The sequence below is a fragment of the Janthinobacterium svalbardense genome (assembly GCF_002327145.1).
In the GTDB taxonomy this organism is placed as follows: Bacteria; Pseudomonadota; Gammaproteobacteria; order Burkholderiales; family Burkholderiaceae_D; genus Janthinobacterium; species Janthinobacterium tructae.
The window spans coordinates 196136-220400 of record NZ_CP023422.1; the positions used below are offsets into that span (position 1 = coordinate 196136).

The 24265-nt window shown below is 57.6% G+C and carries 11 protein-coding genes, 1 tRNA gene and 4 rRNA genes; 3 read left to right on the forward strand and 13 right to left on the reverse strand.

All coding sequences use genetic code 11. The features are described from left to right. Positions 1-27: 27 nt before the first annotated feature. Entirely contained in the window at positions 28-1155 is a 1128-nt protein-coding gene (locus CNX70_RS00805) for an acyl-CoA dehydrogenase family protein (RefSeq protein WP_096232687.1), read from the forward strand. A gap of 387 nt (positions 1156-1542) precedes the next feature. Here the strand turns inward: CNX70_RS00805 and CNX70_RS00810 are convergent, their stop codons facing one another. From CNX70_RS00810 to CNX70_RS00825, 4 genes are all read right to left on the reverse strand, one after another. Beyond that, the gene (locus tag CNX70_RS00810) at positions 1543-2436 is read right to left on the reverse strand and encodes a YihY/virulence factor BrkB family protein (protein WP_096238210.1); all 894 of its coding nucleotides are present in this window, start codon (positions 2434-2436) and stop codon (positions 1543-1545) included. A gap of 85 nt (positions 2437-2521) precedes the next feature. After that, positions 2522-3601, reverse strand: a complete 1080-nt coding sequence (locus CNX70_RS00815; RefSeq protein WP_096232689.1) for a S66 peptidase family protein — start codon at positions 3599-3601, stop codon at positions 2522-2524. Positions 3602-3690: 89 nt separating this feature from the next. Continuing rightward, positions 3691-6444 carry a TonB-dependent receptor gene (locus tag CNX70_RS00820; RefSeq protein WP_096232691.1) on the reverse strand — a complete coding sequence of 918 codons (2754 nt, stop codon included), beginning with the start codon at positions 6442-6444 and terminating at the stop codon, positions 3691-3693. A 216-nt stretch (positions 6445-6660) separates the two neighbouring features. Next, positions 6661-8463, reverse strand: coding sequence for an ABC transporter substrate-binding protein (locus tag CNX70_RS00825; RefSeq protein WP_096238211.1), 1803 nt, complete (start codon positions 8461-8463; stop codon positions 6661-6663). 217 nt (positions 8464-8680) lie between these two features. Here CNX70_RS00825 and CNX70_RS00830 point away from each other — a divergent pair, with 217 nt between their 5' ends. Continuing rightward, entirely contained in the window at positions 8681-9919 is a 1239-nt protein-coding gene (locus CNX70_RS00830; protein ID WP_096232693.1) for a spore maturation protein, read from the forward strand. Positions 9920-9927: 8 nt separating this feature from the next. Continuing rightward, positions 9928-11430 carry a D-alanyl-D-alanine carboxypeptidase/D-alanyl-D-alanine endopeptidase gene (dacB, locus tag CNX70_RS00835; protein ID WP_096232695.1) on the forward strand — a complete coding sequence of 501 codons (1503 nt, stop codon included), beginning with the start codon at positions 9928-9930 and terminating at the stop codon, positions 11428-11430. A 170-nt stretch (positions 11431-11600) separates the two neighbouring features. Here the strand turns inward: dacB and rrf (CNX70_RS00840) are convergent. The 9 genes from rrf (CNX70_RS00840) to rrf (CNX70_RS00885) form a co-directional block, all read right to left on the reverse strand. Then, positions 11601-11713: ribosomal RNA gene (rrf, locus tag CNX70_RS00840) — 5S ribosomal RNA — on the reverse strand. 138 nt (positions 11714-11851) lie between these two features. Continuing rightward, a 23S ribosomal RNA gene (locus CNX70_RS00845) occupies positions 11852-14727 on the reverse strand. Between the two features lie 392 nt (positions 14728-15119). After that, positions 15120-15196 (reverse strand) — tRNA-Ile (locus CNX70_RS00855). A gap of 100 nt (positions 15197-15296) precedes the next feature. Continuing rightward, a 16S ribosomal RNA gene (locus CNX70_RS00860) occupies positions 15297-16827 on the reverse strand. The 16S, 23S and 5S rRNA genes sit together here with 1 tRNA gene alongside, the layout of an rRNA operon. A 437-nt stretch (positions 16828-17264) precedes the next feature. Continuing rightward, positions 17265-18461 (reverse strand): Wadjet anti-phage system protein JetD domain-containing protein, encoded by a 1197-nt coding sequence (locus CNX70_RS00865; protein ID WP_244198993.1) that lies wholly within the window; start codon positions 18459-18461, stop codon positions 17265-17267. Further along, a complete protein-coding gene (locus CNX70_RS00870; protein WP_096232697.1) occupies positions 18458-21835 on the reverse strand; it encodes an ATP-binding protein in 3378 nt (1125 codons plus the stop codon). The genes CNX70_RS00865 and CNX70_RS00870 overlap by 4 nt, the downstream gene beginning before the upstream one ends. A 26-nt stretch (positions 21836-21861) precedes the next feature. Then, the gene (locus tag CNX70_RS00875) at positions 21862-22458 is read right to left on the reverse strand and encodes a DUF4194 domain-containing protein (protein ID WP_208624539.1); all 597 of its coding nucleotides are present in this window, start codon (positions 22456-22458) and stop codon (positions 21862-21864) included. Beyond that, on the reverse strand, positions 22458-23894 hold the full coding sequence (locus CNX70_RS00880) for a DUF3375 domain-containing protein (protein ID WP_096232702.1): 1437 nt from the start codon (positions 23892-23894) through the stop codon (positions 22458-22460). The genes CNX70_RS00875 and CNX70_RS00880 overlap by 1 nt, the downstream gene beginning before the upstream one ends. 121 nt (positions 23895-24015) lie before the next feature. Then, positions 24016-24128 (reverse strand): 5S ribosomal RNA (gene rrf / locus CNX70_RS00885). Positions 24129-24265 lie beyond the last annotated feature (137 nt).

Consider the following 24265-nt stretch of genomic DNA (forward strand, 5'->3'; position numbering starts at 1 on the left):
ACTATAAAAATATACGAGACGACGTCCATGATACTCAATGAAGAACAATCGATGATCCAGGAAGCGCTGCGCAGTTTTTCGCGCGAGCGCCTGGCGCCCAATGCGGCCCGCTGGGACAAGGAACATCATTTCCCCAAGGAAGAATTGCAGGAACTGGCCGCGCTGGGCGCCTTTGGCGTGGCCGTGCCGGAAGCGCTCGGTGGCGCCGGCCTCGACTACGTGTCGCTGGCCCTGGTGCTGGAAGAAATCGCTGCCGGGGATGGCGGCACGTCGACCATCATTTCCGTGAATAATTGCCCCGTGTGCAGCATCGCCATGATGTACGCCAACGATGCGCAAAAGGAGCAATGGCTGCGCCCGCTGGCACAAGGCGCCATGCTGGGGGCATTTTGCCTGACGGAACCGCACACGGGCAGCGACGCCTCGGCCCTGCGCACCACGGCCACGCGCGACGGCAACGAGTACGTCATCAACGGTACGAAACAATTCATTACCAGCGGCAAGTATGCAGACGTGGCCATCGTCATGGCTGTCACCGACAAGGCGGCCGGCAAGCGCGGCATCAGCGCCTTCTGGGTGCCGACGAACACACCTGGCTACATCGTGGCGGGACTGGAACAGAAGATGGGTCAGCATTCGTCGGACACGGCGCAAATCCTGTTCGACAATTGCCGCATCCCGGCGGAAAATTTAATCGGCGAAGAAGGACAAGGCTACAAGATCGCCCTGTCCGGCCTGGAAGGCGGACGCATCGGCATCGCTTCGCAAGCCGTGGGCATGGCGCGCGCCGCGTATGAGGCGGCCTTGCTATATGCACGCGAGCGCGAAAGTTTCGGTAAAGCCATCTATGAACACCAGGCCGTGCAATTCCGCCTGGCCGACATGGCCACGCAAATCGAAGCGGCGCGCCAGCTGATCCGCCACGCGGCGTCGATGAAGGATGCGGGCTTGCCCTGCCTGAAGGAAGCGGCCATGGCCAAGCTGTTTGCGTCGGAAATGGCGGAAAAAGTATGCTCGGACGCGATCCAGGTGCACGGCGGCTACGGTTATGTATCCGACTTCCCCGTCGAACGCATCTACCGCGACGTGCGCGTGTGCCAGATTTATGAGGGCACGAGCGATATCCAGAAAATTTTGATTGCACGGGCGTTGTAAGCCCAACTGCAGATACTGGGGTCGTACCCTGCAGGGTACGACCCCGGGGTTACGCCCTTGGGTTTTCAATAGACGAAAAAAAAGCCTACTCAGGGTAGGCTTCGTTCCAATGTATTACCAATGCTTTAATCGTGTCATGGACGCCAGTGCTATCTGCAAAGTGCCTCCTGATTTTCGGACTCCCATGCTATCTGCATGGTGACTCCAAGGTGTAAATCGACCATCGTATCCGGAATTACAAAATCCACTCTTCGCTCTGTCACGCCATCGACATTACACCTGTCGGTCGCCGCGCTGAAACTGGATGGTGAGATGATTTGCTGCCAAATCTCAATCACTGAACGGAGTATAGCACAGCCTTTTGTGCGACGCAACAACCTTTTTAAATCAAGTCCTTAGCGCCAGCGGCTTGTCCTCTTCGCCGCCACGCGCCACTCTTTCATATTCGGAAATCACCTGCGCGCCCAGCAGCAGCAGGGTGGCGCCGATTTCCAGGCTGAACATGACGACGATGGCCGTCGTCATCGAGCCATACACGACGTTGACCTGCGACAAGGTGGAAAAATACCAGACCAGTACATGGCGGGCGATTTCCCACAGCAGGGCCGCCGTCACGCCGCCGATCAGCGCATGCGTAATCGACAAGCGCCCCACGGGCATGACCAGGTAAATCGAGCTGAGCACGAGGATTTCGCCGCCCAGCCCCAACAGATACAGCAGCACGCCGGACACGCCTTCCAGGCCCCAGTCGTGGCGCAAGAAGCGCACGCTTTCCTCGCCCATCACCTGCAAGCCGCCCGCCACCAGGGTAATGAGCAAGATGCCCACGCCCAGGCACAGGATGTAGCAGTACGGCAGCACGGCGGAAATGAGGAAATGGCGGCGGCGGATGGCGACGCGGTGAATGAAAATCACGCTCATGGCGTTTTCCAGCACGGTAAACGCCAGCGAGCTGAAAAACAGCATGGTCAGCAGCAGCAGCCAGCCGATCACGCCCCGGTTGTCGAGAAAATGCGCGATCTCGCCCACGATGGCCTTCGATTGTCCCGGCACCAGCCATTCCAGGTAATGGCCGATTGTTTGCAGCAATTCGTCCTGCGCGATCACGTGCGACAGGGCCACCACCACCAGCATCAGCAGGGGCACGATGGACAGCAGCGAGTAGTACGCGACGGCGCCCGCCAGCAGCAAGCCCTGGTTGGCGCGAAAACCCTTCAGCACCTGCAGCGCGAAGGCCAGCGGATGGCTGAGGATGTAGGTACTGGCGTGGCGGTTGATCATGTCGGGTGCGGTGAAGAAGTCGGCGCGGCCTTGTGCCACGCCTTATCACACTAGCATACTGACAATCGCCCTGCTGCACCGTGCGCTAGCAGACGGCCGGCTCCCGCAAGGTCAAGGTTTGCCGGTCCGCATCCAGGGTCGCCAAGATGCCCATCGGTAGCGTGAACTGGTGGCGGATGTGGCCAAACGAGTAGCCGCTGACGGCCGGCACGCGTAAAGGCTGCAAATGCTGGTCCAGAGTTGCATCGAGGCTCAGCGCAGTGTCGCCCTCGGCCGCCTCGCAATGCTCGAAAATGCCCAGCATCAAGGCCGCCGCCTTGTTGAACCCCACGGACAGGTCGAGCTGGCATAACATCCTGTCGATGCGATACGGCACTTCATTGATTTCTTCGAGGAAAAGGATGTGTTCGCGGAAATCAGCCGCATACGGCGTGCCGGCCAGCGCGCTGACCATGCACAGGTTGCCGCCCGTCAAGCGTCCCGTCGCCTGGCCGCCACGCACGGTGCGGATGGCGAAATTCGGCTGCGTCTGCGCGCGGCGGTGATTCTCCAGCGCCATGGGGATCGTGTAGCTATCTTGCGGCGTCATCAGCACGTTTTGCAGCTGCGTCACCGTGTACTCGGAAAACGTGGACGACGCCACAGGGCCGTGAAACGTCACCAGGCCCGTCTGGCGGCCGATGGCCAGGTGCAGGGCCGTGATGTCGGAATAGCCGATCAGCACTTTCGGGTTGGCGCGGATCAAGGCATAGTCGAGCAGCGCCAGCAGCGAAATGCAGCCGGAGCCGCCACGGATGGCCCAGATCGCCTTGACGTCCGGGTCGCGGAACGCCGCGTGCAGGTCGTCGAGACGCTGCTGCACCGTGCCCGCATAGTTACCGTGCACGGCGCGGATGTTGGCGCCCAGGCTGGCGCGCAAGCCCAGCGATTCGATATTGCGCTGAGCCTTGGAGATGGCGTCCTCATCCGTAAAGCCGCCCGGTGCGATGATGGCGACCAGGTCGCCGTCGCGCAGGCGCGCCGGTTTGATCAATGCGTGTTGCTGTTGCATGCGTTTGCCCTCCCCTTGCGCGGCCGCCGCCCATGCCGGTGTGCCTGCCGCCCCTAAGGTGGCGGCCAGCAAGCCGCCGAAGCGGCGCCGGCTGAGATTGGTCTGACTGGACATGCGGCCCTTTCCTGAAATAAAAAACGGCGACGCCAGGCGCCGCCGCACGAGGTTAGCATGCCGACAGGATCGCCGCCGGCAGCGCTGCCTTACAGGAACTTGTACTTCAGCTGGAAAGTGAAGGCGCGGCCACGCGGGTCGGCCACGCGCGGATCCCAGCCGGCGCCCACCACTTCATCCACGTTGTGCGCGGTGAACGGTGGATCGCGGTCGAACAGGTTCTGGATGCCCAGGGTCAAGGTGGTATTCTTGAAGCCCGTGTACGTGCCCGACAAGTTATACGTGGTGTAGCTGGACACATCGGCCTTGAAGCCCGGTGGCGGCGTGCCCTTGCCGTCATTCGGTACCTGGTCCTTGTAGCCGGAAGCAAAACTCTGGACCAGCAAGCCGCTCCAGTCGCCGCGCGAGACACCGAAGCTGGCATTGTGTTTCCAGCGCAAGTACAAATCACGCGTGTAGAAATTGCCCACCAGCTCCTTGTATTCTTGCCCCTTGTATTCGGCAAACTTGAAGCTGTCCATATACGTGCCGTCCAGGGTCGCCGTCCATTTCGCATCGCCAACCTTGCCTTCGCCGCGCAAGCTCACGTCGAGGCCGCGCACGCGGCTGCCGCCCGCATTGAACCAGCCCGCCTGTACGTAGTCGATGGTGCCATCGGCCTTGCGGAAAATATACTGGTTCAGCGCCTGGTAATTGGCCAGCACGACTTGCGGCGTGCGTTTCAGGAGCTGGTCCTGGGTATTGATGGCCCAGTAATCGAACGAGGCGGAGTAGCCTTTCACCGGCTCGATGACGATGCCGACGCTGCCCTGCTTCGACGTCTCAGGCTTCAGGTTCAGGTTGCCGCCCGTCGTGTAGCTGAGACGATCGATGCTGCAATATTCCTTCACGCCGGGATACTTGATACAGCCTTCCTGATCTTTCACACCATTCGGCAATTCCTGCGTCAATACGCCCGAATAGAGCTGGTCGAAACTCGGTGCCAGGAAACCCTTGCTGGCCGAGGCGCGGAACAGGACGAAGTCGGCCGGCTGGTAACGCAAGGCAATCTTCGGATTCGTGGTGGCGCCCACCTGGCTGTAATCGTCACGGCGCACGGCCAGCTGCATTTCCAGGTCTTTCATGATGGGTACCAGCAACTCGGCATACACGGCCTTGACGTTGCGGCTGACATCCTTCAATGCGGCATTTCCTGGCGCCAACAGAATCAGGTTGGCATCGACATCCTGTGCGAAACTGTAGCCTTCGCGGCGCAAGTCAAAACCGGCCGCCATCGCCACGGCGCCAGCCGGCAGTTGGAACAGTTCGCCCGAAACGGCGCCATCGATCTGGGTGAGAGTCGTCTTGCCATGCTGGAAGGCGCCACGGAACTTGGTCGATTCGATCAATTGCCTGGCCGCTTCCGTCTGGCTCTGGCCCGCACCCACCCACGGATTGATGATCCCGGTCCCCAGGGCCGCGTACAACTTGTCCGTGTAGGAATAGCCATCGGTCAGCTTGGTCTTGGTGGTGCTCTGTGCGTAGGAAACGCCGGTTTTGTAATCCCACTTGCCGAAGTTGCCTTCAAAACCCAGCAGTACGCGCGCATTGTCGGTGGTGTTTTCCTGCGTGCGGTTGCCCACGTCATTCGCGCGCCATTTGTAGGCAATCGGCTTGGTCTTGTCGAACGACGGGATGTAGGCCGACAAATCCTGGTAATACGCGCCGCCCACGGGGTAGACGGCCTTGTTGGCAATGCTCGTCTGCACCTGCATCGGCGTCAAAATCGCCGTGGCCTTGGTGCGCGAACCGAGCGCTTCGACAAACATGCGGTGGTCGGGCGCCAGCTTGAAGGTGCCGCGCGACAGGAAATTGGCCCGCTCAACAGGGAATTGCAGCACATAGTCGGCGCCATAGTCGTAAGCGCACGAATACTTGGTGCGCAACGGTGACGTCACGTCTTTCCACAGTGCCGTCTGGTATTGCGACATGCCGGCGACGCTGTCGCACTTGCCCTGGAAGCTCAGGGGATTGGCTTGCAGGTATTGATTCGGGTCGCCAGGCAGCTGGAACGCGGTGCCCAATGCCGTGCCGGCCCCCGCCATCTGGTTGGCAAACGGCGTTCCCGTGGTGTCCGGCGACAGCCCCCGGCCCGGCTGGTAGCCGTTGACGAAGGAGCGGTCGCTGCCGTTCAGGCGCTGCGCCTTGTCGACGGTCAGGCTGGCCATGAGGTTGTAGCCATCCTCTTCCAGCGAGCCCGTGCCGGCCAGGATGGAAGCGCGGCGCGTGGCGCCGCCACCGGCCTGCGTGTCGTTGGTGGAAACGGAGGCTTCCACGCCGCTGTAATTGGTTTTCAGAATGAAATTGATCACGCCGCCGATGGCGTCCGTGCCGTAGATGGCCGAAGCGCCATCCTTGAGGATTTCCACGCGCGAGATTGCCCCGAGCGGAATGGAGTTCAAGTCGACCGCGCGGCCACTGGCGCCATGCGTGGCGACGCGGCGGCCATTCAGCAGCACCAGAGTCGCGCCCGGTCCCAGGCCTCGCAGCGAGGCGAACGAGGCGCCGCCAGCCAGACGGTCCGCATCGGCGCCAAACACGTTATTGCCCGAAGTCATGTTTTCGGCCCCCGTGCCATTCGCCGACAGGGTGCGCACCAGTTGCTCAGCCGTCGTGATGCCCTGTTTTTCCATCTGCTCAAAGCTGATGACTTGCACCGGCAGCGCGCCTTCCTTGGCCACCCGCTTGATGCTGCTGCCCGTCACTTCGACCCGTTGCATCGCTGGCGGCACCGCTTCCTGTGCCATCACCGGCCCCACTACCCCCATCAATGCCACCAACTGCGCTAGCTTCTTCAATTTCACAGGTCTTCTCCTTGTTGGGCAATCGAAACTTGAGTTCTCAAGTCAGGCTGTTAGATATGTCGCAACGTCTGTCTCGCAGTACATTTTTTTATGACATTTGCGCATGACTTTATTTGTTTTCATTTTCAGAGTAGCGCGATGCATCCGGGCCCAGCCAATGAAAAATGCTTTCCCAACCATAACTTTTTGGAATGAATGCCCTTTTCCGCGACGTGGTCACTTGCCTGCGGGGCGGCCCTTGGCGGGATCGACGTCCAGATAGCGCCAGGACGTGAATTCCACGGGGTGGCGCCTGTAGTTTTTTAGCCACGGTTGCTGCAGGTCGGCAGAGATGGGATGCGTCAGCAACACCCACGGCGTGTAAGCGTGGATCAGCTGAAACAGGTCGAAGTACAGACTGCGTCGGCGCGGCGTATCGGATAGCAGGCGCGCCTCCTCATAGCGTTTATTGTAATCGGGCAAGTTGAAGCGGGCATAGTTGGCGCGGCCAACGTTGCCGCCATACAACAATTGCATAAAGTTATCGCCATCGGGAAAGTCGGCGATCCAGTTGGTCTCGAACATCTGCACCTTGCCCAGGCGCGACGCCTTGATGATTTCCGTCTTCTTGTCGCTTTTAAATGCCACGCGCAGGCCGATGGCGTTCAGGTTGCGCCGCCACAACTCATCGCGCAGCCGGCCCACCGTGCTCGGCTCCGTATGCATGCTCAAGATCAAGGGCGTGCCGTCCGGCTGCGTGCGGAAACCATCGACGCCCACCTTGTAGCCAAAACGGTCCAGCAAGGCGCGCGCCAGCACCGGGTCGTAGCCGACGGGGCTGCGGTACGCCTTGTCGTAACCGAGCACATTCGGCGGCAGCGGCGATTGCGCCGGCAAGGCCAGGCCCTTTTTCAGCAGCGCGATGTCTTCGCGGCTGTTGTAGCTAAGGGCGATGGCGCGCCGCAGGGCCAGCTTGTCCTTGCTCGTACCGCCCAGCACGGGGTCGTCCATATTCATCCACATGTAATACGTTTGCAGCACGGGAAAGCGCGTCAGTTGCAAGCCCTTGGCGGCCAGCGCCGGTTTCAGGGCACCGTTTTCCAGCACCATGTCCGTCATCGATTCCGGCACTTGCTCCAGGTAATCGAATTCGCCTTTCAGGAAACCCAGCATGCGCGATTGATACTCCTCGACGATGCGCACTTCGATGCGCTCGACCAGCGGTAATTGCTTGCCTTCCAGCGCGCTGGCGATGGCGCGCGCGTCAAGTGGCAAGGCGGCCAGCGCCTTGGCCTCGGTATGGAACACGGTGGGACGGAAAGTCGGATTGGCCTGCAGCACGATCTTGTCGCTGCGCTTCCATTCCTTGACGAGGAACGGCCCCGTGCCCACGGGGTGATTACCGATCTGCCCTGCCGCCGGGTACGCTTCGGCCACTTCGCGCGCCACCACAGCTGTCGCCGGCATGGCCAGGTAAAACAGGAAGTTCGGATCGACGGCGTTGAGGCGGATGCGCAAGGTGTATTTGTCCAGCGCCTGCAAGCCGGCGATCGGCGTGTCGTAGCTGAATTTGGCTTTCAGGGCCGCATCACCCACCAGCTTGTCTTCCAACAAAAACAGCCACGGCGACTTCAGACCGGGGTCATACAGGCGCGTCAGGCTGTACACAAAATCCTGCGCCGTCACTTCGCGCGGCTGGCCCTTGAAAGCGGGATCGGGGGTGAAGTAAATACCGGGCTGCAGGTGAAAGGTATACGTGCGCCCGCCATCTTCCACGGTGGGCATGCCGCGCGCCGTATTGCCCTGCAGCTGCACCGGACGCGCCAGGTAGTCGTAGCGCAGCAAAGGGTCAAAAATGTTTTCCATCAAATTCAGGCTGGCCAGGTCCGACGCCACGGCCGGGTCCAGGCCCGTCTCGCTGGTGCTCAAAAACAAGTGCAAGGTTTTGTTCGCGCGGGCATCGGTGGCGGCATGCGCTGGCGCAGTGAAAAGCGTCAACAGGGCCAGGCCGGCGGCGCAGGCGGTTTTGCGGAAAAACATCATCAGTGATCCAGTGCAGACAAGGGTAACGAACAGCGATAAGCGACAGGCATCCCCCACACTACGCGGGCAAGCGACGGGGCGCCAATGAAAACAGGCTGCCAGCTTATAACTTTTTGGCATGCGATTGCTGCATTCTTTCATCAACTCGTATCGGGCTGCCCCTATACTTTGTTTGCAGACATTTTTCACCCCCGACACACAGAACTGATCGCATATGGCACTTAATTACATCTGGTCCGGCTTTTTCCTCGTTGGCTTCCTGGCCGCAGTGCTGCAGTGGCTGTTTCTCGGCGATACCGATATCTTCAAGCGCATCATCGATGGCACGTTCGAAACGGCACGCATGGGCGTGATGGATATCGCTCTGCCGCTGGCGGGTGTGATGACCTTGTGGCTGGGGATCATGAATATCGGCGAAAAGGCCGGCATCGTCGGCTGGCTGGCGAAAGTGATCGCGCCCTTCTTTTCGCGCATCTTTCCGGAAATTCCGAAAGACCACCCGGCCACGGGCCACATGGTGATGAATTTCTCGGCCAATCTGCTGGGCCTGGACAATGCCGCCACGCCGTTCGGTTTAAAAGCCATGGAAAGCCTGCAAACCCTGAACCCGAACAAGGAAGAGGCGACGAATGCGCAAATCATGTTTTTGGTGCTGCACACCTCGGGCCTGACCCTGATTCCGCTGGCCATCATGGCGCAGCGCTCCATCCTCGGCGCAGCCGATCCGTCCGACATCTTCATCCCCTGCATGATCGCCACCTATGTGGCCACCGTGGTCGGCATCATCACGGTATCCATCAAGCAACGCATCAACCTGCTCAACCGCGTCGTCCTGAGCTGGATGGGCGGCATGACGAGCGCCATCGTGGCCATGATCTGGTACTTCACGCAATACCTGACGAAACAGGAAATCGAGCTGGTCTCGAAAGTGGTCAGCAACCTGGTGTTGATCAGCGTCATTGCCATCTTCATCATCGGCGCCCTGCGCAAGAAGGTGAACGTGTATGACGCCTTCATCGAGGGGGCGAAAGGCGGCATCCAGACCTCGATTACCGTGATTCCCTATCTGGTCGGCATGCTGGTGGCCATCAGCGTGATCCGCAATGCGGGCGTGTTCAATTTCCTGATGAGTGGCATGAACTGGTTCTTTGCCAACCTGGGCATCAATACGGACTTCGTGCCGGCCTTGCCGACAGCCATGATGAAGCCGCTCAGCGGTTCCGGCTCGAAAGCCATGATGATCGACGCCATGAATACCTACGGCGTCGACTCGTTTGTCGGCCGCCTGGCCTGCGTCTTCCAGGGCTCGGCCGACACCACCTTCTATATCGTGGCCCTGTACTTCGGTTCCGTCGGCATCCGCAAGACACGCTATGCCATCACGGCCGGCCTCATCGCCGATTTCGCTGGCGTGGTCACGGCCGTCTTTGTTGCCTACGTCTTTTTCCACTAAGGAGCACCATGTTACGTCCTGTTCTGATGGCTGCGCTGTTGGCGGGTCTTGGCCTGTCGACTGCCCACGCGCAATTGCCCGAATCCGTCAGCCTGCTGCTGCGCAGCGCGAATATCCCCGAAGACGCCATGGGCGCCATCGTCTTGCGTGGCAACGCCACCGTGCTGTCGCACGGCGCCGAGCGCAGCATGCAGCCCGCTTCCACCATGAAGCTGGTGACGACGGCCGTGGGCCTGGAGCAACTGGGCCCCATCTTCCGCGGCCGCACGGAGTTGCGTACCAGCGCCGACGTCATCAATGGCGTACTGAAAGGCGACCTGATCCTGCGCGGCGGCGCCGACACGGATTTCAACGCGGACGTGCTGGCACACATGCTGCAAACCCTGCGTAACCAGGGCATCGTCAAAATCAAGGGCGATCTGATACTCGACCGCCAGCTGTTCCAGCCGGCCCGGCCCGATATCGGTATGCCGCCCTTCGATGAGTCGGCCGAGTTCCGCTACAACGTCATCCCCGACGCCTTGTTGCTGAACACCAATTTGCTCGATATCAACATGAACTCGACGGACCGGCAATTGAGTATCCTGATGCAGCCGGCGCTGGAGAATGTCAGCATCACCAGCGACATGAAGCTAATCAAAGGTAATTGCGCGCGATGGGAAGATGGCTGGCGCCCGCCGGAATACCGGCGCGATGCGGGCGGCAAGCTGCAGGTGATACTGCACGGCACCTTCCCACAAAATTGCAGCAAGGCCACCAGCATCAACGTGCTCGACCGCAACGATTATGCAGACCGCTTGTTCCGTGCCACCTGGAAACGCCTGGGCGGCACGATCACGGGCACGGTACGCGAAGCGCCATTTACTGGCTTGCCGCCGACGGCCGAGCCGGTCGGCACGCGCATGCTGGCCGACCATGTGGCGCGTGCCTTGCCGGAAGTGCTGCGCGATATCAACAAGACCTCCGACAACACCCTGGCCCGCACCTTGTTCCTGAGCCTGGGCAGCTTGCAGAGCGATGGCTGGCTGGGCAGCCGCCCCGTTGCCATGGCGGTGCCGGAAGATACGGCCAATCGGGCGCGACTGGTCATCCAGGAATGGTTCCAGCGGCACCATATCGACACCCAGGGCATGCTGATCGACAACGGTTCCGGCTTGTCGCGCACGGGACGCATTGCGCCAGCGCAAATGGCCGGCGTGCTACAAGCGATGCAGCAAAGCCCGTGGGCGCCGGAGTTCCAGTCCAGCCTGCCCATCGTGGCGCTGGACGGCACCATGCGCAAGCGCCTGCTGAACAGCCCGGCCGCCGCGCGCGCCCGCATCAAGACGGGCACATTAAAGAATGTGGTGGCCATCGCCGGCTACGTACCTGACGCCAACAACCAGTTGTGCGTGGTGGTCGCCATGATCAATAGCGACCTGGTGGGCAATGGCAATGGCCGCGCCGCCGTGGATGCGCTGATCGAGTGGGTCGCCAGGAGCGGCACCACGCCGGTGGTTGCCGCTCAATAAAAGGGATGCAAAGACAGGAAGGCGGCGCGCAGCGCTGCCTTTTTTTACCTGTACGCTGTAAAACCTGCGCTTTTATAGTGACAAACGCGCCAGACGAAAAAAAACCCGCCAATTGCTTGACGGGTTTTTCTCTAGGTGAAACAGCCGGGGGCTGTTTCATCAAATAACAAGCCTGACGATAACCTACTTTCACACTGGTTGCAGCACTATCATCGGCGCAAAGTTGTTTCACGGTCCTGTTCGGGATGGGAAGGGGTGGGACCAACTTGCTATGGTCATCAGGCATAACTTGTACTGGCATTTGTCCTCAGTAGAGCGACAAAGCCTGAATCTGGAAGAAGCAAAGATTAGGGTAATGAATTGTAGTATCAACAAACGCACAACGTTGTACCGTCTTATCCTCTGTACCTGCTAAGGTTATAGGGACAAGCCGTACGGGCAATTAGTACTGGTTAGCTTAATGCATTACTGCACTTCCACACCCAGCCTATCAACGTCCTGGTCTCGAACGACCCTTCAAAGAGCTCAAGGCTCTGGGAAATCTCATCTCAAGGCAAGTTTCCCGCTTAGATGCTTTCAGCGGTTATCTCTTCCGTATTTAGCTACCCGGCAATGCCACTGGCGTGACAACCGGTACACCAGAGATACGTCCACTCCGGTCCTCTCGTACTAGGAGCAGCCCCCTTCAAATTTCCAACGCCCACGGCAGATAGGGACCAAACTGTCTCACGACGTTTTAAACCCAGCTCACGTACCACTTTAAATGGCGAACAGCCATACCCTTGGGACCGGCTACAGCCCCAGGATGTGATGAGCCGACATCGAGGTGCCAAACTCCCCCGTCGATATGAACTCTTGGGAGGAATCAGCCTGTTATCCCCAGAGTACCTTTTATCCGTTGAGCGATGGCCCTTCCATACAGAACCACCGGATCACTATGTCCTACTTTCGTACCTGCTCGACTTGTCAGTCTCGCAGTTAAGCACGCTTATGCCATTGCACTATCAACACGATGTCCGACCGTATCTAGCGTACCTTCGAACTCCTCCGTTACACTTTAGGAGGAGACCGCCCCAGTCAAACTGCCTACCATGCACTGTCCCCGATCCGGATAACGGACCAAGGTTAGAACCTCAAACAAACCAGGGTGGTATTTCAAGGTTGGCTCCACGAGAACTAGCGTCCCCGCTTCAAAGCCTCCCACCTATCCTACACAGATTGGTTCAAAGTCCAATGCAAAGCTACAGTAAAGGTTCATGGGGTCTTTCCGTCTAGCCGCGGGTAGATTGCATCATCACAAACATTTCAACTTCGCTGAGTCTCGGGAGGAGACAGTGTGGCCATCGTTACGCCATTCGTGCAGGTCGGAACTTACCCGACAAGGAATTTCGCTACCTTAGGACCGTTATAGTTACGGCCGCCGTTTACTGGGACTTCAATCAAGAGCTTGCACCCCATCATTTAATCTTCCAGCACCGGGCAGGCGTCACACCCTATACGTCCACTTTCGTGTTTGCAGAGTGCTGTGTTTTTATTAAACAGTCGCAGCCACCAGTTTATTGCAACCCTTTCACCCTCATGGAGTAAACCATTCAAGCTACCGGGGCGTACCTTTTCCCGAAGTTACGGTACCAATTTGCCGAGTTCCTTCTCCCGAGTTCTCTCAAGCGCCTTAGAATACTCATCTCGCCCACCTGTGTCGGTTTGCGGTACGGTCTCGTATGACTGAAGCTTAGAGGCTTTTCTTGGAACCACTTCCGATTGCTTCATGCACAAGTGCACTCGTCTCAACCCCTTGAATTACGCACCCGGATTTGCCTAAGTGCCTTCTATGAGCCAAAAACCAACTATTCCAACAGTTGGACAACCTTCCGCGATCCGTCCCCCCATCGCATCATACGACGGTGCAGGAATATTAACCTGCTTCCCATCAGCTACGCATCTCTGCCTCGCCTTAGGGGCCGACTCACCCTGCTCCGATGAACGTTGAACAGGAAACCTTGGGCTTACGGCGTGGAGGCTTTTCACCCCCATTATCGCTACTCATGTCAGCATTCGCACTTCTGATACCTCCAGCATCCTTTACAAGACACCTTCGCAGGCTTACAGAACGCTCTCCTACCATATCCAATAAAGGATATCCGCAGCTTCGGTGACTGGCTTAGCCCCGTTACATCTTCCGCGCAGGACGACTCGATCAGTGAGCTATTACGCTTTCTTTAAATGATGGCTGCTTCTAAGCCAACATCCTGACTGTTTTAGCCTTCCCACTTCGTTTTCCACTTAGCCAATCTTTGGGACCTTAGCTGGCGGTCTGGGTTGTTTCCCTCTTGACGCCGGACGTTAGCACCCGACGTCTGTCTCCCAAGCTCGCACTCATCGGTATTCGGAGTTTGCAATGGTTTGGTAAGTCGCAATGACCCCCTAGCCATAACAGTGCTCTACCCCCGATGGTGATACTTGAGGCACTACCTAAATAGTTTTCGGAGAGAACCAGCTATTTCCAAGTTTGTTTAGCCTTTCACCCCTACCCACAGCTCATCCCCTAATTTTTCAACATTAGTGGGTTCGGACCTCCAGGGCGTGTTACCGCACCTTCATCCTGGCCATGAGTAGATCACTTGGTTTCGGGTCTACACCCAGCGACTGATCGCCCTATTCGGACTCGATTTCTCTACGGCTTCCCTATGCGGTTAACCTTGCCACTGAATGTAAGTCGCTGACCCATTATACAAAAGGTACGCAGTCACGGAACAAGTCCGCTCCTACTGTTTGTATGCACACGGTTTCAGGATCTATTTCACTCCCCTTCCGGGGTTCTTTTCGCCTTTCCCTCACGGTACTGGTTCACTATCGGTCGATTACGAGTATTTAGCCTTGGAGGATGGTCCCCCCATATTCAGACAGGATGTCACGTGTCCCGCCCTACTTGTCGTACGCTTAGTATCACCGGTCCAATTTCACATACGGGGCTATCACCCACTATGGCTCCTATTTCCAGAGGATTCTGTTATCGGTCCGACTATCACGTACAGGCTCTTCCCATTTCGCTCGCCGCTACTTTGGGAATCTCGGTTGATTTCTTTTCCTGCAGCTACTTAGATGTTTCAGTTCGCCGCGTTCGCCTTGCATACCTATGTATTCAGTATGCAATACCCTAAAAGGGTGGGTTGCCCCATTCGGAAATCTGCGGATCAAAGTGTGTTTGCTCACTCCCCGCAGCTTATCGCAAGCTACTACGTCCTTCATCGCCTGTAATCGCCAAGGCATCCACCATGTGCACTTATTCGCTTGTCCCTATAACGTTAGCCTCTCATCATTTGCATAATGAAAGAGCGCTACAGGGATAAGAAAGTACAACGTTGTTGCTTGTTTGTTGATACATACAATCATTACCCATCAAGTCGCCTCATGCATTGCTGCACACATAGACTTGATCAATAAATAATCTTTACTTCTTCCAGATTGTTAAAGAACGAAACAGCTTTGATCGCTAAAAGATCAAATCTAAACCCAGAGGCTTACATTTGTACTTTCGAGTAAAACGTGGTGGAGGATGACGGGATCGAACCGACGACCCCCTGCTTGCAAAGCAGGTGCTCTCCCAGCTGAGCTAATCCCCTGGGTATCTGTGTTACTGGTAGGTCTGGCTGGACTAGTGTCCACCTTACCCCCGGGTTTGTTTTTACTGGTAGGGCTGGTTGGACTCGAACCAACGACCCCCGCGTTATCAACACGGTGCTCTAACCAGCTGAGCTACAGCCCCAACGCGGAACTACTACGACTACTGTTTCTTCTTAATTAAACAGCCGATAAGTGTGAACATTTGATGCGTGAATCAGTTACCTGATTCGTGCAAACTCTAGAAAGGAGGTGATCCAGCCGCACCTTCCGATACGGCTACCTTGTTACGACTTCACCCCAGTCACGAATCCTACCGTGGTAAGCGCCCTCCTTACGGTTAAGCTACCTACTTCTGGTAAAACCCGCTCCCATGGTGTGACGGGCGGTGTGTACAAGACCCGGGAACGTATTCACCGCGACATGCTGATCCGCGATTACTAGCGATTCCAACTTCATGCAGTCGAGTTGCAGACTACAATCCGGACTACGATACACTTTCTGCGATTAGCTCCCCCTCGCGGGTTGGCGGCGCTCTGTATGTACCATTGTATGACGTGTGAAGCCCTACCCATAAGGGCCATGAGGACTTGACGTCATCCCCACCTTCCTCCGGTTTGTCACCGGCAGTCTCATTAGAGTGCCCTTTCGTAGCAACTAATGACAAGGGTTGCGCTCGTTGCGGGACTTAACCCAACATCTCACGACACGAGCTGACGACAGCCATGCAGCACCTGTGTACTGGTTCTCTTTCGAGCACTCCCTGATCTCTCAAGGATTCCAGCCATGTCAAGGGTAGGTAAGGTTTTTCGCGTTGCATCGAATTAATCCACATCATCCACCGCTTGTGCGGGTCCCCGTCAATTCCTTTGAGTTTTAATCTTGCGACCGTACTCCCCAGGCGGTCTACTTCACGCGTTAGCTGCGTTACCAAGTCAATTAAGACCCGACAACTAGTAGACATCGTTTAGGGCGTGGACTACCAGGGTATCTAATCCTGTTTGCTCCCCACGCTTTCGTGCATGAGCGTCAATCTTGACCCAGGGGGCTGCCTTCGCCATCGGTGTTCCTCCACATATCTACGCATTTCACTGCTACACGTGGAATTCTACCCCCCTCTGCCAGATTCTAGCCTTGCAGTCTCCAATGCAATTCCCAGGTTGAGCCCGGGGATTTCACATCAGACTTACAAAACCGCCTGCGCACGCTTTACGCCCAGTAATTCCGATTAACGCTTGCACCCTACGTATTACCGCGGCTGCTGGCACGTAGTTAGCCGGTGCTTATTCTTCAGGTACCGTCATTAGCAAGAGATATTAGCTCTCACCGTTTCTTCCCTGACAAAAGAGCTTTACAACCCGAAGGCCTTCTTCACTCACGCGGCATTGCTGGATCAGGCTTTCGCCCATTGTCCAAAATTCCCCACTGCTGCCTCCCGTAGGAGTCTGGACCGTGTCTCAGTTCCAGTGTGGCTGGTCGTCCTCTCAGACCAGCTACTGATCGATGCCTTGGTAGGCTTTTACCCTACCAACTAGCTAATCAGATATCGGCCGCTCCACGAGCATGAGGTCTTGCGATCCCCCACTTTCATCCTTAGATCGTATGCGGTATTAGCGTAACTTTCGCTACGTTATCCCCCACTCTAGGGTACGTTCCGATATATTACTCACCCGTTCGCCACTCGCCACCAGAGCAAGCTCCGTGCTGCCGTTCGACTTGCATGTGTAAGGCATGCCGCCAGCGTTCAATCTGAGCCAGGATCAAACTCTTCAGTTTAATCTCTGTTTAATGTCATTTCTGACAGGTCGGACAGTATCACTACCATCCAAATCTTTTGCATTACAAAAGATTTACTCACTCAAAAAACTGACAGGCTACTTCCGAAGAAGTATCCTATTTCATTATTTCTTGTGAACATTTGATATTTTAAGTTAGACGCCAATCCGAAGATTGACGCTGCACTTACATCAAATGCCCACACTTATCGACTGTTAATTGTTAAAGAACTGTATTCGGTGCTACTTTCGCGCTATCGACAAAGCGTTGTGTTTGTCAGCTGCGAAGAAGGAAGAGTATGAAGCATTTCGCTAAATCCGTCAACCTTCTTTTCTACTACCCAGCCCCTGAAGGCTGTCCCTTTTGTGCCGCAAACTAGTGCGTCTCATCGGGGAGGCGAACTATAGCAAAGCGGAGCGACAGAAGCAAGGCTTGCGTCAGAGATTTTTTATCGCCGCGCTGACCCAGTGAAAGCCCAACCGCTCCTGCTCCATGCGGATGCGCTGGCCCAATACGTCGTCTTGCAGTAGTTGAAACAAAGTGTGCTCTTCCGGCGTCAATCGGCTCAGCTTGCCGAGATGGCGTTTATGGGCTTCTTCACTGCCCCATAACGAGCGGTGCGCTTCCAGTGTCGGGATATCCATCAGTATCGAACCGGCATGCGGAAAAATGGTGCGCAGCCGGTCGAGAATGGCAAAACCATGCGTATCGATATCGCCCCAGTAAATGATTTGCTTGCAGTCCAGCCAGCGCACATCACACAGGCGCTCGACGCCATAGCCGCCACCAAAAATCACCATGCTGTGTGGCACGTCCGGGAAGGCCAGGCCGTTGATTTCGTTTTCGGTAATGAAGACCCGTTCAACCGCCGTCTGCAAGGCGGCAAACTGCGCCACCGGCACGCTCAGGTCCGACAGCCCGCCAAGATAGTGGCGTGCATCGAGCAGGCGAAAGCGTATCAGTGCGGGCTTGGCTAACAAGCCGTAGCGCGCTTCGAACTGGCGCGCACCGACCGCCTGCACATTGATCGCGCCCGGCGGCAAGACCTGGTCGAGCAACTCGGCCAGCAGACCCTTGCGTGCTTCGATGAATTTGCCATCGACACCGGCAATATCAAGTTCGCGCAGATACAGCTGCGAACGCGGATTGGCCACAAACCATTGCAGAACCGCCAGGATACGCGGCCAGTCGGCGGCGTTCTCCAGCACGCTCATCGGACGCCGCACCAAGTAGCCGGCCAGCACCGGAAAAGCCTGAAGGCTCAAGGCCGCCAATTGCTCGAAGCGGCGTTTTTCAGCACCCTTGCCGATCAGGCGCAAGGCATCGGCTTCATCGGCCAGCACGATTTTGTCGGGCAACTGGTTGCGGCCAAGCTGGCGATGATTGATTTCACGACGGGTGATCTCGTAGCCATAGCCCTTATGGCGCCGGCTGCCTTCTTCAAGCTGCCGTATCCAGTGCCGCACCGCATCGAACTGCGTGCCCAATTCGGCCGTACCCGGTTGGCGCACATTGAGCGTCAACGGAAACAGCGCTTCGCCGCCCTGCTGCGCCGCCAGCCAGCGGCCACTGTCCCACAGGCGCAGCAAGTGCGCCTGTATCATCGCCGGCGTGGTCCAGGCACTGTTGCTCACGATGATGGTGCCGCGCGCGTATCGCGCTCGGAGCGATATTGCTCGATGCTCAGGCAGCGCAGCATCGACTGCCGCCCCTCTTCGCTATGGACAAACCCCAGGCCCGCCACATAGGGTTCGATGATGTGGATTTTCTGTAGTGGCGTGACGATCAGCAATTGCAGATTCATACGCTTGAACAGTTCCAGCCCATAGCGCGCGGATTCATCCGAGCCGCGGCCAAACGCTTCGTCGATCACGACAAAACGGAAGGAGCGCGAGCGCACCACGCCCCATTCGAGGCCGAACTGGTATGCCAGGCTGGCGGCCAGCACGGTATAGGCCAGCTTTTCCTTCTGGCCGCCGGATTTGCCGCCCGCATCCGTGTAATGCTCATGCTCACGGTCGTCTTCACGCCAGCGCTCGGAGGCCGAAAACACAAACCAGTTGCGCACATCGGTCACCTTGCGCGTCCAGCGCTTGTCGACCTCGGCGCTGCCGCTACGGCCACGGAAACGCTCGATGATGGTTTTCACTTGCAGGAATTTGGCTTCCGAATATTCCTCGTCGCTCGACCCGGTCAGCGCGCCCTCGGTGCAGGCGCGCAAGTCGGCCTGGAAGTCGCGCAGGTCGGCGTCCAGGTTGGGCTCGGCTTCCAGCGCGATATAGCGGTTGGGGTTGTAATCGATGTCGTGCAGGGAGCGGTTGATGATATCGATGCGCTCGCGGATAGTCTCGCGCTCGCGCTTGAGCTGTGATTGAAAACCGGCAATTTCGCGGATCGTGTTTTCATTCAGCAGCTCCTTGAAGCGCTGCGCAAAGCGCGGCAAATCATCGGCCTGCAGCGCCGCCAGCATCTTGTCGAATTCACTGGCGGCATTGATACTGACATCGACTTCACGCGTATCGAGCGGCCAGGCCGTCACGTAATCGCTCATGGCATTGATGATACGGTCGCGCAAGCCGGCGATTTTCTTGCTGTCGGCATCAATCCGCGCCTGCAAGAACCCGCGCATGTCTTTTTCACGGTTGTCGCACGACTCCACCGTCAGCTTGTGTTCGCCCAGTACTTCAGGCTGCAACTGCAGCAGCAGAGGAAAATACAGCTCACGCGCGTGCACCGGCGTGGCGTCCAGCAACTGTGCGCAGTCGGCCAACTGGCGCCGCGCCTGATCCTGGCGTTCGCTGAGCTTGGCATGTTCAGTGGTGTGACGGCTGATGTCCTCATCCGTTTTGGCTTGTGCTTGCGTCAGCGCCTCAAGCTGGCTCTGCAGCTCTTGCAGCAAATCGGACGCCGCTTCCAGCGCCTCTTTTTCACGCAGCAGTTGTTCGATCGCCAGCAGCACCGGCTTCCACTCCAGATCACCGAAATGCTGGAACAACGCCAGTTGCTGCCACTGCCCCACGCGATCTTGATGCGTCTTGAATTCCAGTCCCAGTGCGCTGATGCGCGCAACGTGGGCAGTAATGCGCAACGACAAGTCACGTGCGTGCTTTTCCAGCGCCGCGATCTTGGCCTGGTTGGTCCAGCCCAGAACATAACGGGTGCGGTCTTGTAACTGATGACGGTCATCCTTTTCGTGCCGCTCGCCACCCGCCTTGATCTGGCCGTTGCGCGTGATGGCCAGTTTTTCGCGCTGGAATTGCTGCAGCGAGTCACAGCAGGCATAGTCGAAACGCCGCGCCAGTTCACTGGCGATCCAGGGATAAAACGCGGAATCGGGCTTGATCGACAGCTTGCGCACCAGTGAATCCGGATGCAGCGGCCGCGCTTCCGGCACGCTGACCGTGCGTACCCGAAAGTACACCAGGCGGGCGCCAAGATGGCTGCGGTCGACCCACGCCGCCACCGCCGCATAATGGGCTTCCGGCACCAGCAGCGCCAGGCCGAAATTGTGCAGCAGGCGTTCGGCCGCGCCCTCCCACTCGCCGGCATCATCGCGTACCTGGATCAGTTCGCCAACAAAGGGCAGCTCGTCACCATCGAGATCGAGCGCGCCACACAGCAAGTCGCGCAGTTTCAGCATCTGGCCTGGAATATTCGAGCGGCGCTGGCGTAACGATTCGAGTTCTCCTGTTAACTCCCCATGGCTGCTGCGCAATTCACGCAACGTCACGCCGGCCTCGGTCAGGCGGCTATTCGACTCGTCACGTTGCGCCACGCATTGCGCGTGGCCACTGTCGATGGCGCGCACATTAGCGCGAAAGCTTTCGTCATCGGTCGCACCCGGCAAGCCCAGCGCTTGCGCCAATTCATCATATTGCGCCGCGCGCCGCGTACGCTCATCCTTCAGCATTTGCTGGCGCGCAATCTCGGCGTCGATCTGCGCCAGGCGATTGCCGCCGTTGGCGGAAATAGCTACACGGATATCATCGCGGCGCACGCCGTGCTCACCGCGCAACTGTTGCAGCCGCTGCAGGCGCGCAGCCGTTTTTTCCAGCTCCAGCACCAGTTGTTCCAGACGGTTTTCAAGCAAGTCGCTTTTCAAGGCAGCAAACCATGGCCGCAGCGCTTCGCGGCAACCGCGCAATTGCTCATCTTGCTGCTGCAAGCTGGCATGGCGTGCGCAATCGCTTGTGAGCGGCAGCAATTGCTCGATTTGCTGTTTCGCCTTCAGTACCGCTTCGTGCGCCCGATGCAGATCATCGAAATGGGCGATCAGGGCGGCGATACGCTCCTCGACAGGAAATGCTTCCAGCATATGCTCGCGCACGAAGTCGGTCAGGTTGCCGACCGATTTCATCGATACCGTCTGGTGAAACAACTCCATCGCCTGTTCATTGCCGATGCCGAAGCGGCGGCGGAAATCGGCGCCATACGGTGGAAAGCTGTCGTGCAGGGTCACGCCCTTGCTGGCGCGCAGGCGCTTGCGCAACTGGTTGATATCGGTGCCGAAGCCGGCAAACTGGTCTGCGATCGACAAGGCACTGTCCGCCACCACATAAAAGCGCTCGGGCTGGCCGCGTGCATCCTTGAGCCAGAAGACCTGCGCCAGGGTCACTGTCTGATCGTAGCCCTCGTTATAAAAGACGCCAAGAATCACGGCATAAGTATTCTGGTCACGCAAGGCGACCGCGCGCGCCGTGTTGCCAGTGTCGCCGCGTTCCGATTTGTAGTGGCCGAGCACATACGTGCGCAAGCTGCGCTCATGCGCATCGGCGCCAGCGGCCTTGTTGTAGGAAATTTTTTGCGCGGGCACCAGCAAGGTGGTGATCGCGTCGACCAGCGTCGACTTGCCAGAACCGATGTCGCCGGTCAGCAGCAGATTATCGCCGCCCGGATGCAGTTTCCACACACGCGCATGGAAGGTACCCCAATTGAAGACTTCGAAGTGATGCAGGCGAAAGCCGGCGCGCTCCATGGCCGCCGGGTCGGCGAAATCAAGCTGGGGCATTCCACCGTCCTCATGGTCACGCGCCGTCATTGCGCCTCCTCCGACAGGCTCATGCCATGACCGGCGTAATCATTCAGGCGCTGCTCGAAATCGCTGAGCCATTGCGCATCGACAAATGCCTTCAAAATGCGCCGCACTTCAAATTGCTGATCCTGTCCACGCAAACGATACAGGAAGCCCAGTTCGACCACTTTGTTCAGATGCGTCTCCATACGGTCGAGCAAACGTGCTTCATTGGCGGTATCGGGCAGGAAAAGGCGCAATTGTTCGGTGATCTGCTCACGACTGACGATCAATCGCGTGTCACCGCCATTACTGTCAAACTCCGCCAGCTTTTTACGCAACAGCACCAGGATCAAACTGACCGGATAACTGAGCTGGCGGCGCGGCACCAGGCGCGGCAGTGCAACTTCCCCTTCCGACGTGGCGCGCTGGCGCAGATAGGCATAGCCCTCGGCTTCATCGAGGATCAGCTCCAGCCCGATGTGCTGGCAATAATCGCGCACGCGCGCTTGCAGCAGCAGCAGGGGCTGCCACAAGGCGACATCATTTTCCTGGTACAAGACGCCTTGCATCAAGGCGATCAGGATCTGGCTGTAATGTGTTTCGCTGGAAGAATTCATCATGCACTAAAAATAAGGAGAGGCACCGTGGCAATGCGCGCACGACCTTGTGCATCGGTCCAGTGTATCGTTTCTTCTTGCGTGTCGTCGATCACGCTGGGCAATTCCTGCGTCGCCAGGCTCAGATAAGTGGCCAGTTCCGCCAGGCCCTGCTCGAGCGGATACTCGGCGATCAATGCGGCGAGTGACACTTGTTTGCGCTCCTGTAGCGCACGCCGGATATTCGACGCCAGCTTCAGGCGATCGACATAGACCTGCTCGAACAAGGCATCCGACGGCACCGGTTCGGCCGCGTCATCGAGCACGCCCTGCAAGATGACGGGTTTGAATGGCGGCGTAAACAAAGTGCGGTCCATCGGTGCCAGCACATTCGGCGCTGCGGCGTCGATATCGATAAAGGCCGCATGCTCGACCACCGCGCGTGCATCGAGCGCCTTTTTTTCTATGTCACGTATCAACTGCATGATGCGGCGATTTTCCAGCCAGGCCTGATCGTCGAGATAGCGCCGCAGCTGTTCGGACAAGCGCGCTACCGTGCGCTGCGTCACTTCGCCAGCCTCCAGCCAGTCGTAATGAATTCGCAGCAAGCGGCCATCGGGCGCCAGTTCGCGTACCGGATCAAGCGCCATTACCGCATTCAGCAGCGCCGTCAATTCATCCTGGCGCGAGGGCGACATCAACAGATCCCAGAAGGCGCGAAAACTCTTGCCTTCATCGGAATCGGCGATCACATCGCGCTTGCCGAAAATCTCCTGCAGCAATTCACCCTTGCTACCCTCCCAGGTAGCGATGCGCTCCCGCACTGATCGGTCCAGGCTGCGAAAATTATGCTCTACAGCGCGAAAGTCGGACAACAGTTCGCGCGCCGTCGATGACATTTGCAGGAAGCGTTCGCGTATCTGCGTCGGTTCCATCATGTCGAGCCGGCCCTGGGCGATTTGCGCGATTTCCGCATCGATCGCCGCCTTGCGTTTTTGCAGCTCGGCGATACGGGTGCGGGGATTTAATTCCGTGCCGTCGATAATCTGACGCAGCAAATCGAATACCGTCATCAATCGCGATTCGGTACCGATGAATTGCCGTTGTCCCAGGCCAAGCAGCCATTCGATTGCCTGTTCGGTCGGCGACGTCAGATCATAGTGCGGTTCGTCCTGCCCGCTTGGATAATATTTGCGTAGCCAGCCCCGCTCATCGGAAGCCCAGTCGTCCAGATACGCTGTCGCGCTTTTGGGAAACAACACCTCGCCAGCCAGTTCGTGCAGATGATACAGATGATCGTCCAGATGCGATGCCAGTTGCTGGCGCGCGATGGTACGGATATTGGGCGCAATAAAATGATGGTGCAGAAAACTGGCGATCATCGGTGCATGATCGGCGGCGAGCAAACGCCAGGCCGGATGGTTGCGGCGCTGGGTAGAAAGTTGTTGATAGTCCATCTGTATGCGTTTTAGGGGCTATTGCGCACTGTAGCACCGATCAATGGCACAACTCATGATAAATCTCTAAACGTAAAAAAACCCCCACCGGATCACCGATGGGGGTTTTTTCGAATAACAAGCCTGACGATAACCTACTTTCACACTGGTTGCAGCACTATCATCGGCGCAAAGTTGTTTCACGGTCCTGTTCGGGATGGGAAGGGGTGGGACCAACTTGCTATGGCCATCAGGCATAACTTGTACTGGCATTTGTCCTCAGTAGAGCGACAAAGCCTGAATCTGGAAGAAGCAAAGATTAGGGTAATGAATTGTAGTATCAACAAACGCACAACGTTGTACCGTCTTATCCTCTGTACCTGCTAAGGTTA

What these genes read in the sequence shown, in the direction of transcription:
- CNX70_RS00875 (WP_208624539.1), bottom strand. Translation starts at nt 22,458, where the DNA reads ATGAATTCTTCCAGCGAAACACATTACAGCCAGATCCTGATCGCCTTG.
- CNX70_RS00870 (WP_096232697.1), bottom strand. Translation starts at nt 21,835, where the DNA reads ATGCCCCAGCTTGATTTCGCCGACCCGGCGGCCATGGAGCGCGCCGGC.
- CNX70_RS00810 (WP_096238210.1), bottom strand. Translation starts at nt 2,436, where the DNA reads ATGATCAACCGCCACGCCAGTACCTACATCCTCAGCCATCCGCTGGCC.
- CNX70_RS00825 (WP_096238211.1), bottom strand. Translation starts at nt 8,463, where the DNA reads ATGTTTTTCCGCAAAACCGCCTGCGCCGCCGGCCTGGCCCTGTTGACG.
- CNX70_RS00880 (WP_096232702.1), bottom strand. Translation starts at nt 23,894, where the DNA reads ATGGACTATCAACAACTTTCTACCCAGCGCCGCAACCATCCGGCCTGG.
- CNX70_RS00830 (WP_096232693.1), top strand. Translation starts at nt 8,681, where the DNA reads ATGGCACTTAATTACATCTGGTCCGGCTTTTTCCTCGTTGGCTTCCTG.
- dacB (WP_096232695.1), top strand. Translation starts at nt 9,928, where the DNA reads ATGTTACGTCCTGTTCTGATGGCTGCGCTGTTGGCGGGTCTTGGCCTG.
- CNX70_RS00815 (WP_096232689.1), bottom strand. Translation starts at nt 3,601, where the DNA reads ATGTCCAGTCAGACCAATCTCAGCCGGCGCCGCTTCGGCGGCTTGCTG.
- CNX70_RS00805 (WP_096232687.1), top strand. Translation starts at nt 28, where the DNA reads ATGATACTCAATGAAGAACAATCGATGATCCAGGAAGCGCTGCGCAGT.